Annotated in this window: 17 protein-coding genes; 14 read left to right on the forward strand and 3 right to left on the reverse strand. The window is 38.5% G+C overall.

The features are described from left to right. Positions 1–55 precede the first annotated feature (55 nt). From gcvT to gcvP, 3 genes are all read left to right on the forward strand, one after another. On the forward strand, positions 56–1,138 hold the full coding sequence (gene gcvT, locus PTET_RS02680) for a glycine cleavage system aminomethyltransferase GcvT (protein WP_013464090.1): 1,083 nt from the start codon (positions 56–58) through the stop codon (positions 1,136–1,138). Between the two features lie 77 nt (positions 1,139–1,215). Then, positions 1,216–1,605: a glycine cleavage system protein GcvH gene (gene gcvH / locus PTET_RS02685; protein WP_013464091.1), complete on the forward strand. Its 390-nt coding sequence runs from the start codon at positions 1,216–1,218 to the stop codon at positions 1,603–1,605. 151 nt (positions 1,606–1,756) lie between these two features. Next, on the forward strand, positions 1,757–4,648 hold the full coding sequence (gene gcvP / locus PTET_RS02690; protein WP_096038155.1) for an aminomethyl-transferring glycine dehydrogenase: 2,892 nt from the start codon (positions 1,757–1,759) through the stop codon (positions 4,646–4,648). Positions 4,649–5,127: 479 nt separating this feature from the next. On the opposite strand, the gene PTET_RS02695 is transcribed toward gcvP, so the two are convergent. After that, positions 5,128–5,367 carry a hypothetical protein gene (locus PTET_RS02695; RefSeq protein WP_096038156.1) on the reverse strand — a complete coding sequence of 80 codons (240 nt, stop codon included), beginning with the start codon at positions 5,365–5,367 and terminating at the stop codon, positions 5,128–5,130. 634 nt (positions 5,368–6,001) lie between these two features. Between PTET_RS02695 and PTET_RS02700 the strand changes: the two genes are divergently transcribed. The 9 genes from PTET_RS02700 (at position 6,002) to PTET_RS02745 (ending at position 13,746) form a co-directional block, all read left to right on the forward strand. After that, positions 6,002–6,895, forward strand: a complete 894-nt coding sequence (locus PTET_RS02700; protein WP_096038157.1) for a hypothetical protein — start codon at positions 6,002–6,004, stop codon at positions 6,893–6,895. A gap of 179 nt (positions 6,896–7,074) precedes the next feature. Beyond that, positions 7,075–7,383 (forward strand): hypothetical protein, encoded by a 309-nt coding sequence (locus tag PTET_RS02705; RefSeq protein WP_096038158.1) that lies wholly within the window; start codon positions 7,075–7,077, stop codon positions 7,381–7,383. 367 nt (positions 7,384–7,750) lie between these two features. After that, complete coding sequence (locus PTET_RS02715) at positions 7,751–8,164, forward strand: hypothetical protein (protein ID WP_096038159.1); 414 nt, start codon at positions 7,751–7,753, stop codon at positions 8,162–8,164. Positions 8,165–9,059: 895 nt separating this feature from the next. Further along, positions 9,060–9,386: a hypothetical protein gene (locus PTET_RS02725; protein WP_096038161.1), complete on the forward strand. Its 327-nt coding sequence runs from the start codon at positions 9,060–9,062 to the stop codon at positions 9,384–9,386. A 206-nt stretch (positions 9,387–9,592) separates the two neighbouring features. Continuing rightward, positions 9,593–10,021 (forward strand): hypothetical protein, encoded by a 429-nt coding sequence (locus tag PTET_RS02730; RefSeq protein WP_013464098.1) that lies wholly within the window; start codon positions 9,593–9,595, stop codon positions 10,019–10,021. An 11-nt stretch (positions 10,022–10,032) separates the two neighbouring features. After that, on the forward strand, positions 10,033–11,061 hold the full coding sequence (locus tag PTET_RS02735) for a hypothetical protein (RefSeq protein ID WP_013464099.1): 1,029 nt from the start codon (positions 10,033–10,035) through the stop codon (positions 11,059–11,061). 382 nt (positions 11,062–11,443) lie between these two features. After that, a complete protein-coding gene (locus PTET_RS02740) occupies positions 11,444–12,190 on the forward strand; it encodes a CPBP family glutamic-type intramembrane protease (RefSeq protein WP_096038162.1) in 747 nt (248 codons plus the stop codon). A gap of 197 nt (positions 12,191–12,387) precedes the next feature. Further along, positions 12,388–12,528 carry a hypothetical protein gene (locus tag PTET_RS19010; protein ID WP_013464101.1) on the forward strand — a complete coding sequence of 47 codons (141 nt, stop codon included), beginning with the start codon at positions 12,388–12,390 and terminating at the stop codon, positions 12,526–12,528. Positions 12,529–12,696: 168 nt separating this feature from the next. Next, complete coding sequence (locus PTET_RS02745; protein ID WP_096038163.1) at positions 12,697–13,746, forward strand: AI-2E family transporter; 1,050 nt, start codon at positions 12,697–12,699, stop codon at positions 13,744–13,746. 138 nt (positions 13,747–13,884) lie between these two features. On the opposite strand, the gene PTET_RS02750 is transcribed toward PTET_RS02745, so the two are convergent. Then, positions 13,885–14,622: a DUF4198 domain-containing protein gene (locus PTET_RS02750; protein WP_096038164.1), complete on the reverse strand. Its 738-nt coding sequence runs from the start codon at positions 14,620–14,622 to the stop codon at positions 13,885–13,887. Positions 14,623–14,869: 247 nt separating this feature from the next. Between PTET_RS02750 and PTET_RS02755 the strand changes: the two genes are divergently transcribed. Continuing rightward, positions 14,870–16,978 carry a TonB-dependent siderophore receptor gene (locus PTET_RS02755; protein ID WP_096038165.1) on the forward strand — a complete coding sequence of 703 codons (2,109 nt, stop codon included), beginning with the start codon at positions 14,870–14,872 and terminating at the stop codon, positions 16,976–16,978. Positions 16,979–17,019: 41 nt separating this feature from the next. Here the strand turns inward: PTET_RS02755 and PTET_RS02760 are convergent, their stop codons facing one another. After that, on the reverse strand, positions 17,020–17,400 hold the full coding sequence (locus tag PTET_RS02760) for a hypothetical protein (RefSeq protein ID WP_090494685.1): 381 nt from the start codon (positions 17,398–17,400) through the stop codon (positions 17,020–17,022). Between the two features lie 849 nt (positions 17,401–18,249). Here PTET_RS02760 and PTET_RS02765 point away from each other — a divergent pair. Beyond that, the gene (locus PTET_RS02765; protein WP_096038166.1) at positions 18,250–20,316 is read left to right on the forward strand and encodes a catalase; all 2,067 of its coding nucleotides are present in this window, start codon (positions 18,250–18,252) and stop codon (positions 20,314–20,316) included. Positions 20,317–20,394 lie beyond the last annotated feature (78 nt).

Genomic DNA, 20,394 nt, shown 5'->3' on the forward strand with positions numbered 1-20,394 from the left:
ATTCAATTGAGGCCACGCCCACACACATGGGTTAATTTAAAAGTGAAGGAATATTATGACTTCTAAAACAGTATTACATGCAAAGCACCTTGAAGCCGGCGCAAAAATGGTTGATTTTCATGGCTGGGAAATGCCAATTAACTACGGTTCACAAATAGAAGAACACAACGCCGTACGTAACGATGCGGGCATGTTCGACGTATCGCACATGACCATTGTTGATATACAAGGCGAGCAAGCACAAGCATTTTTACGCAAGCTTGTGGCTAACGACGTTGCTAAATTAACAGTACCTGGTAAAGCACTCTACACCGGCATGCTTAACGAGCAAGGTGGTGTAATTGACGACTTAATTATTTACTACTTTAGCGAAACATTTTATCGCTTAGTGGTTAACTCAGCGACCCGTGAAAAAGACCTAGCACATTTAGCTAAGGTATCGAGTGACTTTGCAGTAACGGTTACTGAGCGCCCAGAATTCGCCATGATTGCGGTTCAAGGCCCTAATGCACGCGCTAAAACTGCCCAGGTTTTAAACGCAGACCAGCAAGCTGCAGTTGAAGGCATGAAGCCATTTTTTGGTGTTCAAGCCGGTGATTTATTTATTGCTACAACAGGTTATACTGGCGAAGACGGTTACGAAATTGTAGTACCAAACGAGCAAGCAGCCGATTTATGGCAGCAATTGCTTGATGCCGGTGTAGCGCCTGCGGGCTTAGGCGCGCGCGACACACTACGTTTAGAAGCAGGTATGAACCTTTACGGCCTAGATATGGACGAAAGCGTATCACCACTGGCAGCTAACATGGCATGGACTATTGCATGGGAACCAGAAGATCGTGACTTTATTGGTCGTGATGTTTTGGTAAAACAACGTGCAGAAAAAAGTACTCACAAGCAAGTAGGTCTTATTCTTGAAGAAAAAGGCGTACTACGCAGTGGTTCTAAAGTAATTGTTGATGGTGGCGAAGGTGTTATTACATCTGGCACATTCTCACCAACATTGGGCTATAGTGTTGCATTAGCACGTGTGCCACGTTCAACCGGCGACACAGCTCAAGTAGAAATGCGTAAAAAATTAGTTAACGTAAAAGTAGTTAAATCGGGCTTTGTACGTAACGGTAAATCAATAATCTAAATAATTTGGTTATACCAGTAAATAGGTCACCCTCATTTATTGGTATTCTCCCAATCTAAACCAAAGGATGAAACAAAATGAGCAATATCCCTAGCGAGTTAAAATACGCACCTTCACACGAGTGGGTTCGTAATGAAGGCGACGGCACTTACACTGTTGGTATTTCTGAGCACGCCCAAGAGCTGCTTGGCGACATGGTATTTGTTGAATTACCAGAAGTTGGCGACGTAGTCGATGCAGGCGAAGACTGTGCAGTAGCTGAGTCAGTAAAAGCGGCGTCAGACATTTACGCACCAATTAGCGGTGAAGTTGTTGCTATTAACGAAGAGCTAGAAGATTCTCCAGAAACAGTAAACAACGACGCTTACGGCGACGGTTGGTTATTCCGCATTAAAGCATCTGACGAATCTGAAGTTGATAACTTGCTCGACGCAGAAGGCTACGCACACACTATTGACGAAGAGTAATCGTTAATTAGTTAAAAGCCCCTCTATTTAAAACATTGGGGCTTTTATGATTTTACAGCTTATTACCATACCCAGTAAGTTGCCAAATCATCACATATTTTAATCAATACTAGTTACCCATTAGTATTTAGGATCATAGGAATCTGGACACATGTCAAACGCCAAATCTCTTGAACAATTAGAGCAAAAGCAAGATTTTATTCGCCGCCATATTGGGCCAAGCCCAGCGCAAGTAAACGACATGCTTAGCGCTCTTGAAGTATCGAGCGTTGAAGAGCTGATCGGTCAAACTGTACCTGCTGGTATTCGTCTTGAGCAAGGTCTTAATATCGGCGAAAGCCGTACCGAAGTTGAAACACTAAGCTACTTAAAATCAGTAGCAAGCAAAAATAAAGTTTTCAAATCGTATATTGGCCAAGGCTACCACCCAACTCACGTACCGCACGTAATTTTACGTAACGTACTTGAAAACCCGGGTTGGTACACAGCGTACACACCGTATCAGCCAGAGATTGCACAAGGGCGTTTAGAGTCACTATTAAATTTCCAGACTATGACCTTAGACATTACCGGCCTAGATTTAGCAAGTGCTTCACTGCTTGACGAATCAACTGCTGCAGCCGAGGCAATGGGCCTTGCAAAACGTGTATCTAAAGCTAAAAAAGCCAATGCGTTCTTTATTGCCGACGACGTACACACGCAAACCATTGACGTAGTGAGCACCCGTGCAGAGCAATTTGGTTTTGAAATTATTGTAGGTAAAGCCGCTGATGCCGTGAACCACGACATTTTTGGTGCGTTATTTCAATACCCGTCAACATCAGGCGAAATTGTTGATATAACTGACCTAATTGCTGGCGTACAAAGCAAAAAAGCGATTGCCTGTGTGGCAGCCGATATCATGAGCTTATTACTGTTAAAAGCACCAGGTAAATTAGGTGCAGATGTAGTACTTGGCTCTGCTCAGCGTTTTGGTGTGCCAATGGGTTACGGTGGTCCACATGCTGCATTTTTTGCAACACGTGATGCATACAAACGTTCATTACCAGGGCGTATTATTGGTGTATCAAAAGACCGTTTAGGTAACGATGCACTGCGTATGGCAATGCAAACCCGTGAGCAACACATTCGTCGCGACAAAGCCAACTCAAACATTTGTACTGCGCAAGTATTACTAGCGAACATGGCGGCGTTTTACGCGGTATACCATGGCCCGCAAGGCTTAAAAACCATTGCACAACGCATTCACCGTTTTGCTGATATTTTAGCAACTGGCTTAAAAGCAAAAGGCGTGGCACTTAAGCACACTACCTGGTTTGATACATTAACTGTTGTTGATGAAAACAAAGCTGACGTGATTGCCCGTGCTGTGGCTAAAGGTGTTAACTTTGCTGCTAACCATGCAGTCGAGTACTCAATTTCAGTATCAGAAACCACAATACGTGCAGACATTGCCGAGTTATTTGATATTATTTTAGGCGAAGGCCATGGCCTAAGCGTAGATGCGATTGCCGCTGATATTGAAGCAAATGGCAGCGACTCTATTCCTGCAAGCCTAGTGCGTGATGATGAAATTCTAACGCATCCAAACTTTAACAGCTACCACAGCGAAACAGACATGCTTCGCTATATTAAGCGACTTGAAAACAAAGATTTAGCGCTTAATCACTCTATGATCTCGTTAGGTTCATGTACCATGAAACTAAACGCGACCGCTGAAATGATTCCAATTACCTGGCCTGAATTTGCAAACCTTCACCCATTCTGCCCGCTAGACCAAGCAGAGGGTTATCAAGTAATGATTAACGAGCTACACGATTGGCTAGTTAACATTACCGGTTACGATGCGGTTTCACTGCAACCAAATTCAGGTGCACAAGGTGAATACGCAGGCCTAATCGCCATTCGTAAATACCACGAGTCACGAGGGGACGCGCACCGTAACGTATGTTTAATTCCAAGCTCTGCGCACGGTACTAATCCAGCGTCGGCACAAATGGCGAGCATGAAAATTGTGGTTGTTAACTGTGATAAACACGGCAACATCGACATGGAAGACTTAAAAACCAAAGCTGCTGAGGTGTCTGAAAACCTATCATGTGCCATGGTAACGTACCCATCTACACACGGTGTATACGAAGAAACAATTCGTGAGCTATGTGAAATTGTTCACCAGCACGGTGGCCAAGTTTACATGGATGGCGCAAATATGAACGCCCAAGTAGGTGTTACTAGCCCGGGCTTTATTGGCTCAGATGTATCGCACTTAAACTTACACAAAACCTTCTGTATTCCACACGGCGGCGGTGGCCCAGGTGTTGGCCCAATTGGTGTTAAATCGCATCTAGCGCCATTTATGCCAAACCACAGTGTAATTAACGTACCAGGTACTAATGCTGGTAACGGCGCAGTATCGGCAGCGCCTTACGGCTCTGCAGCTATTTTACCTATTTCATGGGCTTACATTGCCATGATGGGCTCTGAGGGCTTAAAACAAGCGACAGAAATGGCGATTGTAAATGCTAACTACCTAAGCAATGAGCTTAGCAAGCACTTCCCAATTTTATACCGTGGCCGTAACAATCGCGTTGCCCACGAATGTATTATTGACCTACGCCCATTAAAAGAAGCCTCAGGCATTACTGAAATGGACGTTGCTAAGCGCTTACAAGATTATGGTTTCCACTCACCAACAATGTCGTTCCCAGTAGCGGGCACATTAATGATTGAGCCAACTGAATCTGAGTCTAAGGGCGAGATTGACCGCTTTATCGAAGCGATGGTATCGATTAAAGGTGAAATCGATAAAATCATTTCAGGTGAATGGTCTATCGAAAACAACCCATTGGTATTTGCACCGCACACGCAAGCCGATGTGTTAGGTAATGAATGGGACCGCGCGTATGACCGTTTTTACGCTGCCTTCCCAGTACCAGCAGTTGCTAAAGATAAGTTCTGGCCAACGGTTACACGTATCGATGACGTATACGGCGACCGTAATTTAGTATGCGCATGTCCTCCGATTGAGACATACCGCGACTAATTTTTGAACTTTAATTGGTAGTAAGTTCCACTGTAGAGTGGGGATTTATCGAAATTATGAAAGCCGTTGCAGCAATGCAACGGCTTTTTTGTGTGAGGTGATTCGCCATAAATTATATGGGGTAGGTTGGGTAGAGTGAAACGAAGCCCAACGATTCTCCAATATCATTACCATCTCCCAAGCACGTAAATATGCATTGTTTGTAGGTCGTCCTTTAGGGCGAAAAAAGCGAGAAAAAGAATTTCACCACAGAGATCATAGAGGCGCTTCGCGCTACACTGAGGGTAAATTTTGTTATAGGAGTCGGTTTTAGCCGTGAATGGTTTGTAGGTTGGGTAGAGCGCAACGAAACCCAACGATTCTCCAATATCATTACCACCTCCCAAGCACGTAAATATGTATTGTTTGTAGGTCGCTCTTTAGGGCGATAAGTGAATTTCACCACAGAGAACTCAGAGGCGCTTCGCGCTGCACCGAGGTTAAAGGTATTTCTGTAGGAGCCAAGCTTGCTGGCGTGCGTGGTTTGTAGGTTGGGCTTTAGCCTGAAATGGCTGATGGTTTTTATTGCTAACTTTTGTCTGGATAAATCCGTGACCTAAATTAGAAACCTTATTCAAGGTTTTGTCGCGCTGGCGACGGCAGCCAAAGAGGGATCTATTTTCAAATTGACTCTGCTGCAAGCAATTCATCCCTGAAGCTGGGTTACTGTCGGCATCCATGCCTCCACTTCCTCATACTGCGAAGCTGCGCTTCGGTTATTCGTCATCTCCCTGCGCACCCGAGCATCACGCTTAATCCTTCAAATAATTAATTGATGTGAACGTAAACGGCGAAGATAGGCCATCTTTCACATCCCTGTACGCTCCCCAGTTCAGCCATCCATGGCCTCTCGTTCAAAGCTGCGCTTTTCACCCATGGCCTAGTTTCGCCTTATCGCGCATCCATGCGCGATATTACTCATCAATTGCTTATTTTCAGGGCGTGATGACGGGGGGAGGGGATTAAACGTGAGGTTGGTGTTTGGTCTTGGCAAAGTGTAATGTTTATTGGTTAATATTTTTATGTATGTAGTAAAGTTTTGATTCCTTTGGTTCTTAGAATAGGTCTTAATAATTTATTGGACTAAAGACTAAATAAATGGCTCATAAACTGGATTTGTCATGCTGGTGGTAAATCCAGTTTATGAGGATGATAATCACTGTAAAGTTGTTTTTATCAGTGGGAGCTATAGAGCTTTTCTGTTAGATTAAATTAAAAAGACACAAAAATACAAGGAGCTAGCTAATTTAGGTTTACAATTTTAAACCTAGGAGTATTGATTAGACAAAGTTAAATTAATTGCTGGAGTGTTTTATGAATGGAACCTGCAAACTATGTAAAAACCCAAGCGCTCTTGAAAAGAGCCATTTTATTCCCAAATTTATAGGTAAATGGTTAAAGAAAACATCCATAACAGGTTATATCAGAGAGAAAAATGAGGTTCATAAACGAGCTCAAGATCTTGCTAAAGAATATTGGTTATGCGGCAAATGTGAGGATCTCTTCTCTGATTGGGAAAGAGAGTTTTCTCTAAAAATATTTTACCCGTTTATTAATGATTCAACTACAAGAATGCCTTATGGCAATTGGTTGTCAAAGTTTGCTGCGTCTCTTTCATGGAGAACTCTAACCTTTATCAGAAGTAAAAATTTAAAAGATGAAACAAGCAAAAGTAAAGATTACTTGAAAAATTTAGACGGCGCAGAGTTAGCTTTAGCTAACTACCTCTTAGGTAAGACTGATAACCTTTTTCAATACGAACAACACATTTACCCTGTAGAAGCAATTGATACGCATAATGTAGATAATTTACCTAGGAATATAAATCGATATTTTCTACGTAATATAGCAATGGATATCATAGGCAATGATAGTGAAACTTATATCTATACAAAGTTACCTAGCTTTATAATTTTAGGGGTTATTAAAACAAACGCCTCGAAAATTATTAGGAGCAGTCGAATATCAATCAAAGGAGATGTTCTAAAGCCAAGGGATTACACTTTTCCAGATGGCATAGCTGAATACATTTTCGAGAAAGCTGAAGAAATATCAAAAATTTATGATGAGATTCCAGTAAAGCAATTGGAGAAAATTAATAAGTTTATAAGTGATAATCCTGACAAAGTGATTGAGTCAAAATTATTTCAAGCTATACAGCATGATTATGATCAATTTGGTTCTGAAGCATTTAAGAAAGAGAATTAAGACCAAAGTGGTCACCCATTAGAAATTTCCAGTCAAGCAGGCACCTGCTGACCTTTTCATTCAAAAAAATCAAGTGTTCTTATTTTAAACTCTATTTATTAAGTGCTTAGTACTGATGAATAAGTACAATAGTTAAAATTTATTTATTTTAATTTTATATTTACAAGGAAGTTGTTTATATGAATGATGTAACGCCATTTTTATATATTGCTATTTTAGCTTTTTATTTTTTACACAAAAACGAAGAAGGTAAAATACTAGTACCGATTGTTGCTTTTGCAGCAATACCGTTATTTAGTAACGATTACTGGCTGTGGTTTAAGGTGAGTATAGGGCTGAGCATCTATGTTTTAATGGTAGAAAAAGCTAAAGCCGGATATACAGGAGGTGGGGCCGTTTCAGCATTCGCCGCATTTTTTATAGGGGCTTATATGGTCAGTATTGTTATTAATACAGTTATATTTGTAATGGCTAATGGAATTTTTTAACTGTTATTTCGACTTTTTTGTATTACTGTTCAAGCAAAAATGAAGCGGCTGCAACAAAGGAGTTAATTTTGAGAGGTTTAATTAAACTGGAAGATATTTAAATGATATTAAAAGGCTGCGTAGTAATATTTTGCTTAGTATGTATTAATCTTTTTGCTCGACATAATATGACTCAAAAGAAAGCTAATGGCTATTCTAATAAGGATTTGTTAAAAATATCATTTGTTTTTTCAAGTTTACTAACGATATTAACATTAGCTATGATAACTATTGGCACTGAGTTTTCCGGTTCGATTCAATCTATAGGCTTGTTTATTATATATTGGAGTAATATATATGGTTTGCTTAAGGTATGGAGAAATGCATAGTGAGGTTAATTAAGCTTTTTTGTTTACTAAGCGCCATATTTTTTAGTCATCTTGCTACAGGAAATGATTTATATTTTGATGTAGGTAAAGCTACACCCTATCTTAGTGTTTGCTCACTTAAAAATGACTTGTCTGAAAGTAATACCATTGTTGATTTTACCAATGATTTATTAGGTAAAATCTATCATTCATCTGGAGAGACAGAGAAAGATGTTATTGCTTTAGGCACTAATGAATACTTTGATCAGTTGAGTTATCAATCTGCGCTTGGTGTTACTGAGGAATATGAGTTGTATACATTGTCAAGGTGCGAACGCTTTGCAGTCAATTTTTTAAATAAGTTATGCTCAGACAAAGTGAGTAAACTTCCATTACCTAAGCTTACATGTACAAAGGCAAAGCAGTATCTTTAAATAAAAAACAAATTTAATAAAACTACATTACAAATTAATTTAGAATATTTTTTAAGGTTTTATTTTCGATTGGCTTTAAAAACCAAAGGGTCATACTTCTGGTTTTAGACATAAAAGGCCTAGATTTATAGTTACCATTGTTGGTGAATTAATGTATCTAGATCTCTGCGTATTGAGTCTATGAATGCATTTTATTATTTAATGAATTGCGTAAGAGGGCATGCAAAACACCTTTTTGAATGGTGACTGCTTTAAGTCTTTTTACATTATATTGAGCAAGCCTACGTTTAATATTTATGTATATTGTCCTGTTTAATGACCAGTCACAACCACCTGCGAATCGAAATCCCCGTTACTAATTTCAATACTATAAAACTGTAGCCAACATGGCCAAAAACCTGAAAAGGCGGGTATGTTGGAATTGTGCTGATAGGGTTGAGGCAAGCGAAGCTGGAGGTTATTCTGGAGGGGGTGCAGGCGAGTTAATATATGAGGTTGTTGAAAAGTAATGGAGCCTATTAAGTTGTGGTTTTTAACTCTGTTTCTTACATCTGCGGGTCTTTTCTTTTTTATAATATTACCAATTTTAATAGCTATAAAAGATAAAAAAACACGGTTGGTAGAGGATGTTCTAGATGATGGAAATCGTTTTTACTCATTAAATATCATAACTGCTGGTAGCGGAGCATTGCACTACGGTTCTATATTTCTATTCGATTGGTATGCTAGACGTTATAAGGTAATAGAGGAGAGAGATAAAGTACCCAAAAATTTGCAGATGTGGTTTAAGCTTTATTATATTTTATTTATAACATTTAGCTCTATGTTTTTATTAGCATGCCTCATGGCGTACTTTTGTTTAGATTAACTGCTTTTCTTTTTTGTTGATTAAATAATGGATTTGATATTTTTTGGTGTTGGCTTAAGTGTTATTTTTATCATTCTTTTACCTTTAGCTTTTTATTTAAAAGCAAAAAAGCTCAGAACGGTTGAAGATATTTTAGAGCATGGAAATCGCTACTATTCCCTAAATATTTTTATGGCGCTTCATGGTTTACTTCATTATGGCAGTGTATTTTTATTTGATTGGTATGCAAAACGGTATAATTTATTAAGTGATAGAGACAAGGTACCAGCTCACGTCTCGAGATTATTTAAAGTGTATTTTGTAATTTTTATGCTTTGCGCACTATTAATGTTTTCATCTGTATTCTTTGAATAAAGACTTAGATTTTAAAGAGCAAAGGACTAAATAAAAGGAAAAAAGGTCAATGGATGAGCTTGTTAGGTCTCTTTTGGTCTATATAAATAAACTCCGTATTTTGACAAAGTAGTTTTGAGTGAGATTTAGTAACTCTATTTCAAAGGTGTACATTAATTGGGGAAATATATAATATTGTTAATATCTAATATTAAACGGATTTAATTATGGAAGAAGTTACATTTTTTTCAGAAAATAAAGTTAAAGAAAAATTACAAGTACATTTTGATGGCCTGCAAAACCAACAAGTATTATATGGAAAGAAGGTAGAAAAAATATTTAAAAGAAAAAATTGCACGTATATATTCTTTACCTCCGATGATTCTCCATACGAGGAGACATTATATATTACTTTGATTGATTCAAAAGGTGAGGTTATTGAAAGTGTTGAACTCTCGAAGCCGTATTCTCCAGGGATTTTGAAAGATTTAATAATTAAAAATGATCAAACGATTGAATTCAAATTTTGGGGGGATTCGATAAATAATTTAATTATTGCCGACAAAAAAAAAGTGCATATTTCTCATGCAATACCTTCAAATGGCCTTCGTTACTCAAATAAATTATCACCAAGTTATCTAACAATAAAAGATTAAGGTTTACAAACATGGACTCGTTTATTTCTGACAAAGATGTAGAAACTAGTATTAGGCAAATGGAAGTAGCAGCAATTAACTTTGGTAGTCGTTTCATAAATGATTCAAAAGTAAGGGCGCTATATATGGAACAGACAAAAAAAATGTCTTTGGAATTAGTTAATGCTTATAAGACTGGAGTCATAACACCTAAACAAGCTGCTGTAGCTGCGAATGAAATGCGAAATGAAATCATGGCTGTCTCTCGCAGTAAAACTAGTGATATTGGTAAAGCTAAGGTTGTTAAGTTAAAGGCCAGTGGTTTGAATTTAGAGGTATTACTAGATAAATATGCAAAAAGCCAGTTCGGTAAAGGTTTTGGCGAGCTAAATGAATCAGAAGCTTCATCTATTTATAAAAAGATAGTTCAAAGTGCAGGGAAGGCAAACCCTAACGTTAGCGCCAAAGCAAACAACTTAGGCAAAGCAGGGCGAAGCTTATGGGTACTTTCTATATGTATCGCAGTTTATAATATTAGTAGTTCAGATAATAAACTCAAAGCGGCAGGACGTGAAGCAACTAACATTGGAGGTGGCTTTGCTGGAGGCGCCGCTGGGGGCGCGACTGCTGGCATCTGGTTTGGGCCTATAGGTGTAGCAGTAGGTGTTGTTGTTGGTGGAGTTTTGGGTTCTATTATATCTGATCAAGTATATATTGAACTTGCAGGCCCAGATGGGGAGTTTGCCAGAAGCTTTATACCTCGCTTTACTAATGTTTTTTCTACTAATGAGAATAAAATGGCGAGTGCTTTAATTACTGAGTGTACATATGAATTAGATAAGGTAATGGCTGTTTTTATACAGTTGAATGATAAGTATTTTACAGATGTTGATGACATAGCAATTGCTTATATAGAGTTGATTAGAACAGGTAGGTATCCTCTTATTAAGCAAGCTCTATCACTAAATAAAGCTCTGAAAAATTATCTTATTCAGATACTGGGTAGCGGCTGGACATCGTCTTCTGAGAAAGAATGCATAAGGTACCTTCGCCATGTTTAGTTACAGGGTCTAATTTAGTCAAACAGTGCTTTTTCCATTTGACCTAAATACCTCCTTATAATATTGAGGAGGTTAAAATATCCAAACATATTCTGAATATTCAGTAGAAAACCAAAAGCCGAAGGGCGGCCATTGATAACCTCTGGTCAAGCAGGGATGTTTGTCTTTGCCTTGAATACAATACGACATATCCAGCCTTAATATACCCATCTTAAAGACACATAAAAGTATTAATTGCTGTAAACACCCTGTTTGTACCTAGAGTGCTTACCTCTTTTATAACTAATTGTTTAACAGTACCTAATTTAGGATTAGTATTAGGTACTACTTAAAACAATAATAAAATAAGTGCTAGAAATAGCCTTTTATAAAAGAGGTATTCATGGAAGATCTATTTATAAGTTTATTTGCAAATGTCGGCGTTATATTACTTTTAGTTTTGATATTAAAAGCAATTAAAAAAGTTGATTTAAATCTAATGTGGTCTTTGATTTCGTTAGGTATTTTAGTTTGCTACTTTTTTGCTTTGTTTAAAGGTGGAAAGGTTATTCTCTTGGATATGCTTTTTCCTGATATGTCGTGGAATTGGTCTGGAAAAGTAGCGGCAATAATCCTTTGGTTAGTCGTACTATTAGCTTTAGTTAAATTTAAAGCTAACTTTCGTATTGCAGATGCTGGTTTTACTTTTAAGCAAAATGAAAATTCTATAAAACCCGCTTTTACAGTTATGTGCTTGTTTATCATTTTACAGATAGTTGTATCACTTTTTTGGAGTGGTGAACCTAATTACGATTTAGAAACCTTACTTTATCAAGCAACAATGCCAGGCTTTGATGAAGAGCCTATGTTTAGAGGGATTCTTTTATTTTGTATATCTTTGGCAATTATATCTGAACGCTACAGTTTAGGTGGTGCGTCAATTAACATTGCAGGGTTGCTCTTAGTGGTGTTATTTGGACTAGTTCATGGCGTTATGTTTAATGGTGGAGAGTGGCACTTTTCTTTCCCCGCTATTTTATTAACAGGTGGCTACGGTTTTATTTTGCTTTGGCTAAGAGAGCGCACAGGGAGTTTGGTGTTCCCTATTTTAGCCCATAATAGTGTTAACTTTGTTGGGCAGCTAATTTAATTAAAAGTTTAATTTAAAAGAGATAAAATCTTATTTAAGTTTTATCTCTTTACCAAGAGTTCTCAAAGAAGGCTCGTTTTGCAAGTGACATTAGAAAGTTCCATTCAAGCAGGCAGCTGTGTTTTCTTGATGTTTTTATTCAAAAACCAAGTATTGTTACTTTTTCAACCAATTTAAATATGGCTATGGACCTAGTAATGGCCTCGATTGGTGAGAATATGCGCTATGGCTTGGGTAAAGAACGCCCTATGAATTTGAGCCTTTGGTTATCGGCTCTGTCATCGTTTAGTGTCAGTATTATTTTTAGCCACATTCACGCATTCAGCCATATCAATTGAGCCTGTAAACGGTGTCTTTCCTTCATAACAAAACGAGCCGTTTTATATAGGAGACTGTTAAAAAAGCACTAAAACTGATAAAACTGTACTTTGCAAAATTTTAATTGCATTGAATGTATAGGCATTAACTTTATTAAGTGCATGCCATACCAAGCAAAGGGAGAAGCAATGAGCTCTGATAGCAACTATATTCGCAGACTATTAGCAACCATTGGCATTACAGCTTTAGCAATAGGCTTATTTATGCTGCTGTGGCAATTATCGTATGTGTTATTGCTTATATTTGGCGGGATTTTATTTGGTGTTTTTTTAATAGGGCTTGCGAGCCTGTTACAGCGTTGGCTACCTTTACCCAGATGGGGACTGGTAATGCTTGTTACTGCTACCGTATTGGGGTTATTAATACTTGCTGGCTACTTGGTTGGTCCCGCTATTATGGATCAGTTGTTACAGCTTAGAGAGCAAATAACTGGTGGGGTAAAACAGTTAGAAGGTTACTTGAAGGGTAAAGAGTGGGGCGAGGCTCTGCTTCAGTGGGCGCAAGGGCAATGGGAACAAGCACCACTTTCACCAAGAAAGCTGATGGGGGAAGTTTCCGGGGTCTTTTCTACTTTATTTGGTTCACTTGCTGATATATTTGTTATTTTATTTATTGGTTTTTACCTCGCATTGCACCCTAAACCTTATAAAAAAGGGGTGCTATTTTTATTTCCAAGTGATAAACGCAGCCGCATAAATGAAGTAATGCACAGTGTATATTATGCATTGAAGTTATGGTTAATGGGCCGTGCAACATCAATGATTGTGGTCGGGCTTTTAACCGCGTTAGGTTTGTGGCTTATTGATATGAAATTGATAATGGCGTTGGCATTGCTTGCGGGTTTGTTATCGTTTGTGCCATTTATAGGACCTATTGCCGCTTTGATACCTGCGGTATTAGTCGCGTTACTCAATAGCCCAACCCAAGCTGCGTATGTACTAGTCGTGTACGGTGTTGTACAAGTGCTCGAGAGTAATGTAATAACACCGTTTGTACAAAGAACAGCTGTTTCATTGCCGCCAGCAGTTATGCTTGGTGGGCAATTATTGATGGGCGCTATGTTTGGAATTCATGGCTTGGCGCTTTCAACGCCGTTGTTAGTATCAATTATTGTCACAGTGCAGATGCTCTATATACGGGATGTTTTAAAAGAGAAAATCCAACCATTAGGGCAGTGATACGTTAAAGAAAGTGGCAAGTTATATAAATATAATTTGCCACTTTTTATGCCTATTAATTAACAAGTTACTCTTGTGTAGCCAACATAAAACATATTGGTTAGATGGCTGTTTAATGTTGAGCGGCGAGGTTTGCTTTTACTCTGCAGCATGGGGTAAAACAAATGAGAGTGTGGCTAAATGCTCTGTTTTATCAAATACATTTAAATTTGTGCTTTTTTCGTCATAGATTGCGGCTACTACGTTTAAGCCTTGGTTACGCAATGGCAATGTGACCAAGCCGTCATCATTACTAATTATTGGCTCTTGATCTGGGTCGTTTACTAAATCATTGATTACTTTAGCGCCTTGAACCGCTTTGCTATTGAAAGTTATGCGGTAGCTGACTATTGCGCCTTTTTGATCTGAAAATTCGTTACCTACAGGTAGGATTTGTAATTGCTGATTTTTAAGTGCAGGTACTTGGGCAAGCGGGCCACGCAAATGTACTGCGTACTTTTTAGTATGTTCGCTTAATAGTGCATTGGGGATTTCATCTCGACCTTTAGCAAACCATTCACCTTCTTTTGTTTTACTCCACAACCCATTATCGAGCATACCAGTAATCGCATAAACGCTTTTATCACTTAGCAGCATCATAGGCCCTGATTCAATAAGTTTTACGTTTTTTAGTTGCCAGTTTTTATTATAGCCAGTAATGCTTTTAATTTTATTTTGTCGTTTTACGGTATCTAAATCTTGTGCGCCTTCGCCATATATAAAGGCTACCTGTGATGAGCGCTCTGCAAACCATATTGCATGAGCCTGTGCTTGTTCGCTGTATGCGCTTGATATTGAAGTGACTAATGCCATGCAGGCGAAAGGTAATATTTTCATTTTTTTCTCTAAATTTAAGGAGGTATTTATTTTTCGATGTTGAATACGTTTAACTCAAAAATAAAAACAACCCCTAATAACTTTGTAAAATTTGTTGCTGTAGGGTAGCTCTTTTTATTCTGCTTGTATATTATTGCAAATAACAATTGTTACCATTTGCATTTCGTACTTATTTAATCGGCTCTAGTTAAAAAATTTTTTAGTGAAAACTTAACCGATTAAGCTTGTATGATATCTAAGAGATAGAATGAACTTAATAAATCGATACCAAATATCAGCCCTAACAATTGCTATAAGTACCATTTTAGCGCCTTCTGTATACGCAGCTTCAGCATCAGATAACATTGAGAAAATAGCGGTTTCGGGGGTTAGACAAGCTTTTCGTGGCGATGTGCCTTTAAGCGAGCAACCACAAAGTATTGAGTTTATATCAGCAGAAAACCTCGATGACGCAGGAGTGACTACACTCACCGATATATTTGATTTAACGCCGAGTATTTCTGAACAAAATGATTTTGGTGGATTGTGGGAAAGCTTTGCAATACGTGGGTTAGTAGGCGATGAGAATATTCCTTCAGGCTTTTTAATTAATGGTTTTTCATCGGGTCGAAGTTTTAGTGGTACCCGCGATACTAGCAATATTGATTATGTAGAAGTGATGAAAGGGCCTGGCTCTGCTCTTTATGGCCGTTCTGAGCCTGGCGGTACTATTAATATCATCACTAAAAAGCCACAGTTTGAAGAACAAGGCTCTTTGAAAGTATCAGCCGGTAGCTGGCAAAGTTATCGCGCTGAAGGCGACTACACTAATGCAATTAATGATCAAGTTGCTTTTAGAATAAACGGTGCAATTGAAGACGGTGAGGGTTTTAGAGACTACCACGAAAATAAAAAAACAGTGATCACACCTTCAGTTCTTTGGTTAATATCCGACACAACAAAATTAAATTATGAACTAGAATATGTTGATCAGAGTGTGACGTTTGACCGTGGTATAGTTGCTCTAGATGGGAAGATAGACGCATTACCTATTGAAACGTTTTTAGGTGAGCCAAGCGATGAACCAACAGAGGTTGATGCGATTTCTCATCAACTGACCTTTGAGCATCAAATAGGGCAATGGTCACTTTTAAATGGGCTTAGCTATAGCGATTCTAAATTTATAAGCGAATCGAGTGATGCTGAACTCGCCCCTAGCAGGCAGCTTTATTTTACTGATGGCGAAACCTTAAGTCGGCAACATAACGAGCGTGATTTTCAAACTAAAAACATCTCAGCGCGCACTGAGCTAAGTGGTAGCGTTACTGCTGCTGGGTTTACCCATCACTTATTAATTGGCGCAGATGCCAGCAAGTTTGATTTTGACAAACTCTGGTACAGATACCGCCCTACGCTTGAAGATACGCGCTATGCAATCAATATGTATAACCCCGTGTATGGGCAAACAGCACCCGAAGGCTCACTTTTATTTAACAGCACTGAAGTACAGCACAGTTACGGGGTTTATATTCAAGATCAAATCGACATCACTGAGCAGTGGAAAGTACAAGTAGGCGGTCGTTATGATTGGTTTGATCAGCAAATAGATAATCACATTGATCAAAGTCAGTCTAAAAGCAATCAGAGTACATTTAGCCCACGAGTAGGCTTAGTGTATGCTTACTCAGACGACATACAGTATTACAGCAGTTACTCGGAAGGTTTTAGGCCAAACAGTGGTTACGATATAAACGGTGATGCATTTAAGCCAGAATCAACAACCTCTATTGAGGCGGGTGTTAAATTTAGCACCGATAACCTAAATGGCAGCTTTACTGTATTTAGCGCCGAAAAAAGTAATATGTTGACCACAGATTTGCAAGCAGGCGTGTCGACGGCGTTAGGCGAGGTAACTAGCGAAGGCGTTGAGTTTGATTTACACGGTTATATTACAGAGCGCACGTCATTTGATTTTGCCTATACCTACACCGATGCAAAAACAGCAAACTACACGGTTAATACAGATTGGTGGGTAAAATTACCAAAAGGTAGCCCTTTACTTAATATTCCTAAACACAGTGCAAATGCGCGTATTAAAAGAGAATTAAATGATTTAATCGATTTAAATGCGACCGTTGGTATAGCTGTTCAGTATGAGGGGGAACGCTTAGGTGAAACCATAGACCCTACGTATTTCTTACCTTCGTATACGTTGGTGAATTTGTTCGCAACTTACAACGTTAATGAAGATGTGATGGTACAACTGAACATTAATAACGTGCTTGATAAAGAATATTACTCAAACTCTTACTCTGCAATTTGGACTCAACCCGGTGAGCCTGTTAATTATAAGCTGAGCTTAAAATATAGCTTTTAATTTATCCTTGGGGCAGGCTTAACGATGCTTGCCCCATCACTTTATTCAGGCTGTGCACCTGTTCCAAGTAAAGTGTCAATATAAGCGAGCTCTTCGCTAAAAATACCACAAAAAAATGCGCTTTGTTCAATTATTACAGCGTCATTAGGCTGGGCTTTGTAGCTTTGCTGGCATCTGGCAAGTTCGCGGGTTAACCACGAGCACTCATTACTTGCAGTGTTTATAGCTGCTTTTAAAAAAGAGGGCCATTTGATTTTTTGTAAATTAAAGCGATAGAGCATTACAGCGATACAGCCATAGGCTTGTTGTTCTTGTGATGGTGGGTTATCACTCGTTACTACGTCGCTGTTTAACAGTTTACTGTTGATAAGTGCTTGTTGCAGTGCGACCTGTTGTGATTGACTTAAAAAGCTTGTTGTCATAATGCGTGAGTAGCCCTGGTTACAATAGAAAATAGCATTTTGTATTAAAGGCTAAGCAAGGCGTTTTATGACTCATGCAGCACCGAAAAAATGCAACAACAGTGATAACAAAATTGGCCTGACTCTTTACTGAATTATTAAAATACAATTGTAATTGATTGGATAGTTTTGAAGTATATTAGCATCAATATTTTAATATCAATGCAGCGCATAACTGAGTTAGGTAATTGACTAAATAATTACTATTAGATGCGTTTTTAAAGGAATAAAGATGTTTTTATCATTTTTTAAAAATCTTTTATATTGTTTATATAGTAATTTACTCGGTCAAATCTATCACTCATCCGCAGAGACAGATGTTATTGCTTAAGGTGCTTTATCAGTTGAGTTATCAATCTGCGCTAGGTGTTACTGAGAAATAAGAGTTATATACTTTATCAAGGTGTGGGCGTTATGCAGTAAGCCGTTTAAAGAAACTATGCCCAGATAAAGCGAGTAAATTTTTATTACCTAAAATGACATGTACAAAAGCAGAACGCTATTTTAAATAAGAATAAAGCCGAGTAACATTTACGTTCAAACCTTTCTGAGCCCTCAATAAAGACAAAGTCCTCACTAAATCTATCATTGTAAAAATACAGTAATAATGAAAATCAGAATAAAATGATGCTCTGGGGAAAGCTTACATTAGTTGTGTAATTTTTATAGTTTGTATTGGTAAAATATTTTCATTCCTTTCTTAGTTATTGATTTTAAAGCTATTTAGATATGGTCTTTTTTTTGCTTGGTTGTTGTTTTTTAACCCTTTAAAAATATAGCAATCAAAAAATCATTTAAGGAAGAAAAGTTATGGCAGAGTCATTTAAGTACGCAAATAATAAAGGACATGCAGGAGAGCTTCATCAAAAAGCTAATAAAGACCATCCCGTAATGACAACCGCACAAGGTTGCCCTATTAGTGATAATCAAAATTCATTAAAAGCAGGTCAACGCGGACCAGGACTATTGGAAGATCATGTGTTACGAGAAAAGTTGTTTCACTTTGATCACGAGCGAATTCCTGAGCGAGTTGTTCACGCAAGAGGGTATGGAGCACATGGTTACTTTGAAACGTATGATGCTTTAGATGATTTGACCTCTGCTGATATTTTTCAACGTAAAGGTGAAAAAACCCCTGTTTTTGCACGTTTTTCAACAGTGGCGGGTAATCAGGGCTCGCCTGATTTAGCACGCGATGTGCGAGGCTTTGCCGTTAAGTTTTATACGCAGGAAGGTAATTGGGATCTGGTAGGCAATAATATCCCAGTTTTTTTCATTCAAGACGCGATGAAGTTTCCCGACCTTATACATAGCGCAAAAGCAGAACCAGATCGTGGTTTTCCACAAGCGCAAACAGCCCACGATAATTTTTGGGATTTTGTAAGTTTGTCGCCAGAATCCATGCACATGGTTATGTGGGCAATGTCAGATAGAGCTATCCCGCGCTCATTAAGGTTTATGGAAGGATTTGGCGTTCATACTTTTAAGTTTATTAATGCACAAGGTGAAGAAAAATTTGTTAAGTTCCACTGGAAACCTAAAGGCGGTATGCAGTCAGTGGTTTGGAATGAGGCATTGAAATTAAATGGCGCTGATCCTGATTTTCATCGTCGTGACATGTGGGAATCAATTAATAATGGAGACTATCCGGAATGGGAGTTGGGCATTCAAGTATTTGATCAAAAATTTGCTGAAGAGTTCGAGTTTGATGTTTTTGATGCCACTAAACTGATACCCGAAGAGCAAGTACCAGTTAAAATTATTGGTAAAATGGTGCTCAATCGAGTCGTAGACAACTTCTTCGCAGAAACCGAACAGGTTGCATTTTGCACACAGAATATAGTACCAGGACTTGATTTTACTCCTGATCCTTTATTGCAAGGCCGTAATTTTTCTTACCTAGATACACAAACCAAACGCCTAGGTGGGCCTAATTTCACACAAATTCCTATTAATGCAGCAAAATGCCCGATGAGACATTTTCTTCAGGATGGCCACATGGCAATGCAGAACCCTAAAGGCCGGGTTAACTACGAACCTAATTCATTCAGCGGGGGTGAAAACAACCCGCGAGAGTGCCCTGTACACGGATTCAAAAGCTCAGAATCTGAAACTGACGGTGGTAAATTACGCTATCGCTCAGAAACATTTAGTGATCACTATAGCCAAGCACGACAATTTTATTTAAGTCAAACCGACGTTGAGCAAACGCATATTCAAGACGCTTTAATTTTTGAGTTATCTAAAGTAGAGCATTTACGTATCAGAGAACGCGTGGTTTCTCATCTGTTAAACATTGATAACAAGCTTGCTGAGAAAGTTGCATTGGGTTTAGGTTTACAAACTATGCCAGATGCGGCAGAAGCGGCGCTTGATACCCGTCAAGATTTACCAGTATCTGATGCGCTAAGCATTTTAAAAAATGCGCCAAATACATTTAAAGGCAGGAAGCTTGGTATATTAGTAAGTGATGGTTTTGATGCTGAAACCTTTAATTTATTAATACAAAGCCTTAAAGAGGAAGGTGCAAGCCATGAAGTTATTGCGGCTCAAGTTGGTGGTGCTAAAAATAGTAAGGGCGAGATTGTTGAGGCCGATCAGGTGATTAACGGCGGACCTTCGGTGCTTTACGACGCAATAGCTCTGCTTACCACTAATGAAGGCGCCAAAAAGCTTGCTGAAATACCTGAGGCGAAAGATTTTGTCAGTGATGCTTATGCACATATGAAGTATATCGGCTTTAGTGATAAAGCAGCTCCTTTAATCGAGGCTACTGGTTTAAATGGACAACTTGATGATGGCTGGTTGGATTTAAATAAAATTTCCGCAAGTGAGTTTGTCTCAAAAATTCGTAACCTTAGGTATTGGAGTCGATAAATCGTATAACAAGGGCTAGTGAGAACTAGCCCTTGTTATTGATGGCACCGTTTTATTTGAGGATTACAAAAATTTAAA

It is taken from the genome of Pseudoalteromonas tetraodonis (assembly GCF_002310835.1).
Taxonomy (GTDB): domain Bacteria; phylum Pseudomonadota; class Gammaproteobacteria; order Enterobacterales; family Alteromonadaceae; genus Pseudoalteromonas; species Pseudoalteromonas tetraodonis.

Excerpts from the sequence above, each read along its gene's own strand:
- gcvT (WP_013464090.1), top strand. The coding sequence starts at position 56 with ATGACTTCTAAAACAGTATTACATGCAAAGCACCTTGAAGCCGGCGCA.
- gcvH (WP_013464091.1), top strand. The coding sequence starts at position 1,216 with ATGAGCAATATCCCTAGCGAGTTAAAATACGCACCTTCACACGAGTGG.
- gcvP (WP_096038155.1), top strand. The coding sequence starts at position 1,757 with ATGTCAAACGCCAAATCTCTTGAACAATTAGAGCAAAAGCAAGATTTT.
- PTET_RS02695 (WP_096038156.1), bottom strand. The coding sequence starts at position 5,367 with ATGGATGCCGACAGTAACCCAGCTTCAGGGATGAATTGCTTGCAGCAG.
- PTET_RS02700 (WP_096038157.1), top strand. The coding sequence starts at position 6,002 with ATGAATGGAACCTGCAAACTATGTAAAAACCCAAGCGCTCTTGAAAAG.
- PTET_RS02705 (WP_096038158.1), top strand. The coding sequence starts at position 7,075 with ATGAATGATGTAACGCCATTTTTATATATTGCTATTTTAGCTTTTTAT.
- PTET_RS02725 (WP_096038161.1), top strand. The coding sequence starts at position 9,060 with ATGGATTTGATATTTTTTGGTGTTGGCTTAAGTGTTATTTTTATCATT.
- PTET_RS02730 (WP_013464098.1), top strand. The coding sequence starts at position 9,593 with ATGGAAGAAGTTACATTTTTTTCAGAAAATAAAGTTAAAGAAAAATTA.
- PTET_RS02735 (WP_013464099.1), top strand. The coding sequence starts at position 10,033 with ATGGACTCGTTTATTTCTGACAAAGATGTAGAAACTAGTATTAGGCAA.
- PTET_RS02740 (WP_096038162.1), top strand. The coding sequence starts at position 11,444 with ATGGAAGATCTATTTATAAGTTTATTTGCAAATGTCGGCGTTATATTA.
- PTET_RS19010 (WP_013464101.1), top strand. The coding sequence starts at position 12,388 with ATGGCCTCGATTGGTGAGAATATGCGCTATGGCTTGGGTAAAGAACGC.
- PTET_RS02745 (WP_096038163.1), top strand. The coding sequence starts at position 12,697 with ATGAGCTCTGATAGCAACTATATTCGCAGACTATTAGCAACCATTGGC.
- PTET_RS02750 (WP_096038164.1), bottom strand. The coding sequence starts at position 14,622 with ATGAAAATATTACCTTTCGCCTGCATGGCATTAGTCACTTCAATATCA.
- PTET_RS02755 (WP_096038165.1), top strand. The coding sequence starts at position 14,870 with ATGAACTTAATAAATCGATACCAAATATCAGCCCTAACAATTGCTATA.
- PTET_RS02760 (WP_090494685.1), bottom strand. The coding sequence starts at position 17,400 with ATGACAACAAGCTTTTTAAGTCAATCACAACAGGTCGCACTGCAACAA.
- PTET_RS02765 (WP_096038166.1), top strand. The coding sequence starts at position 18,250 with ATGGCAGAGTCATTTAAGTACGCAAATAATAAAGGACATGCAGGAGAG.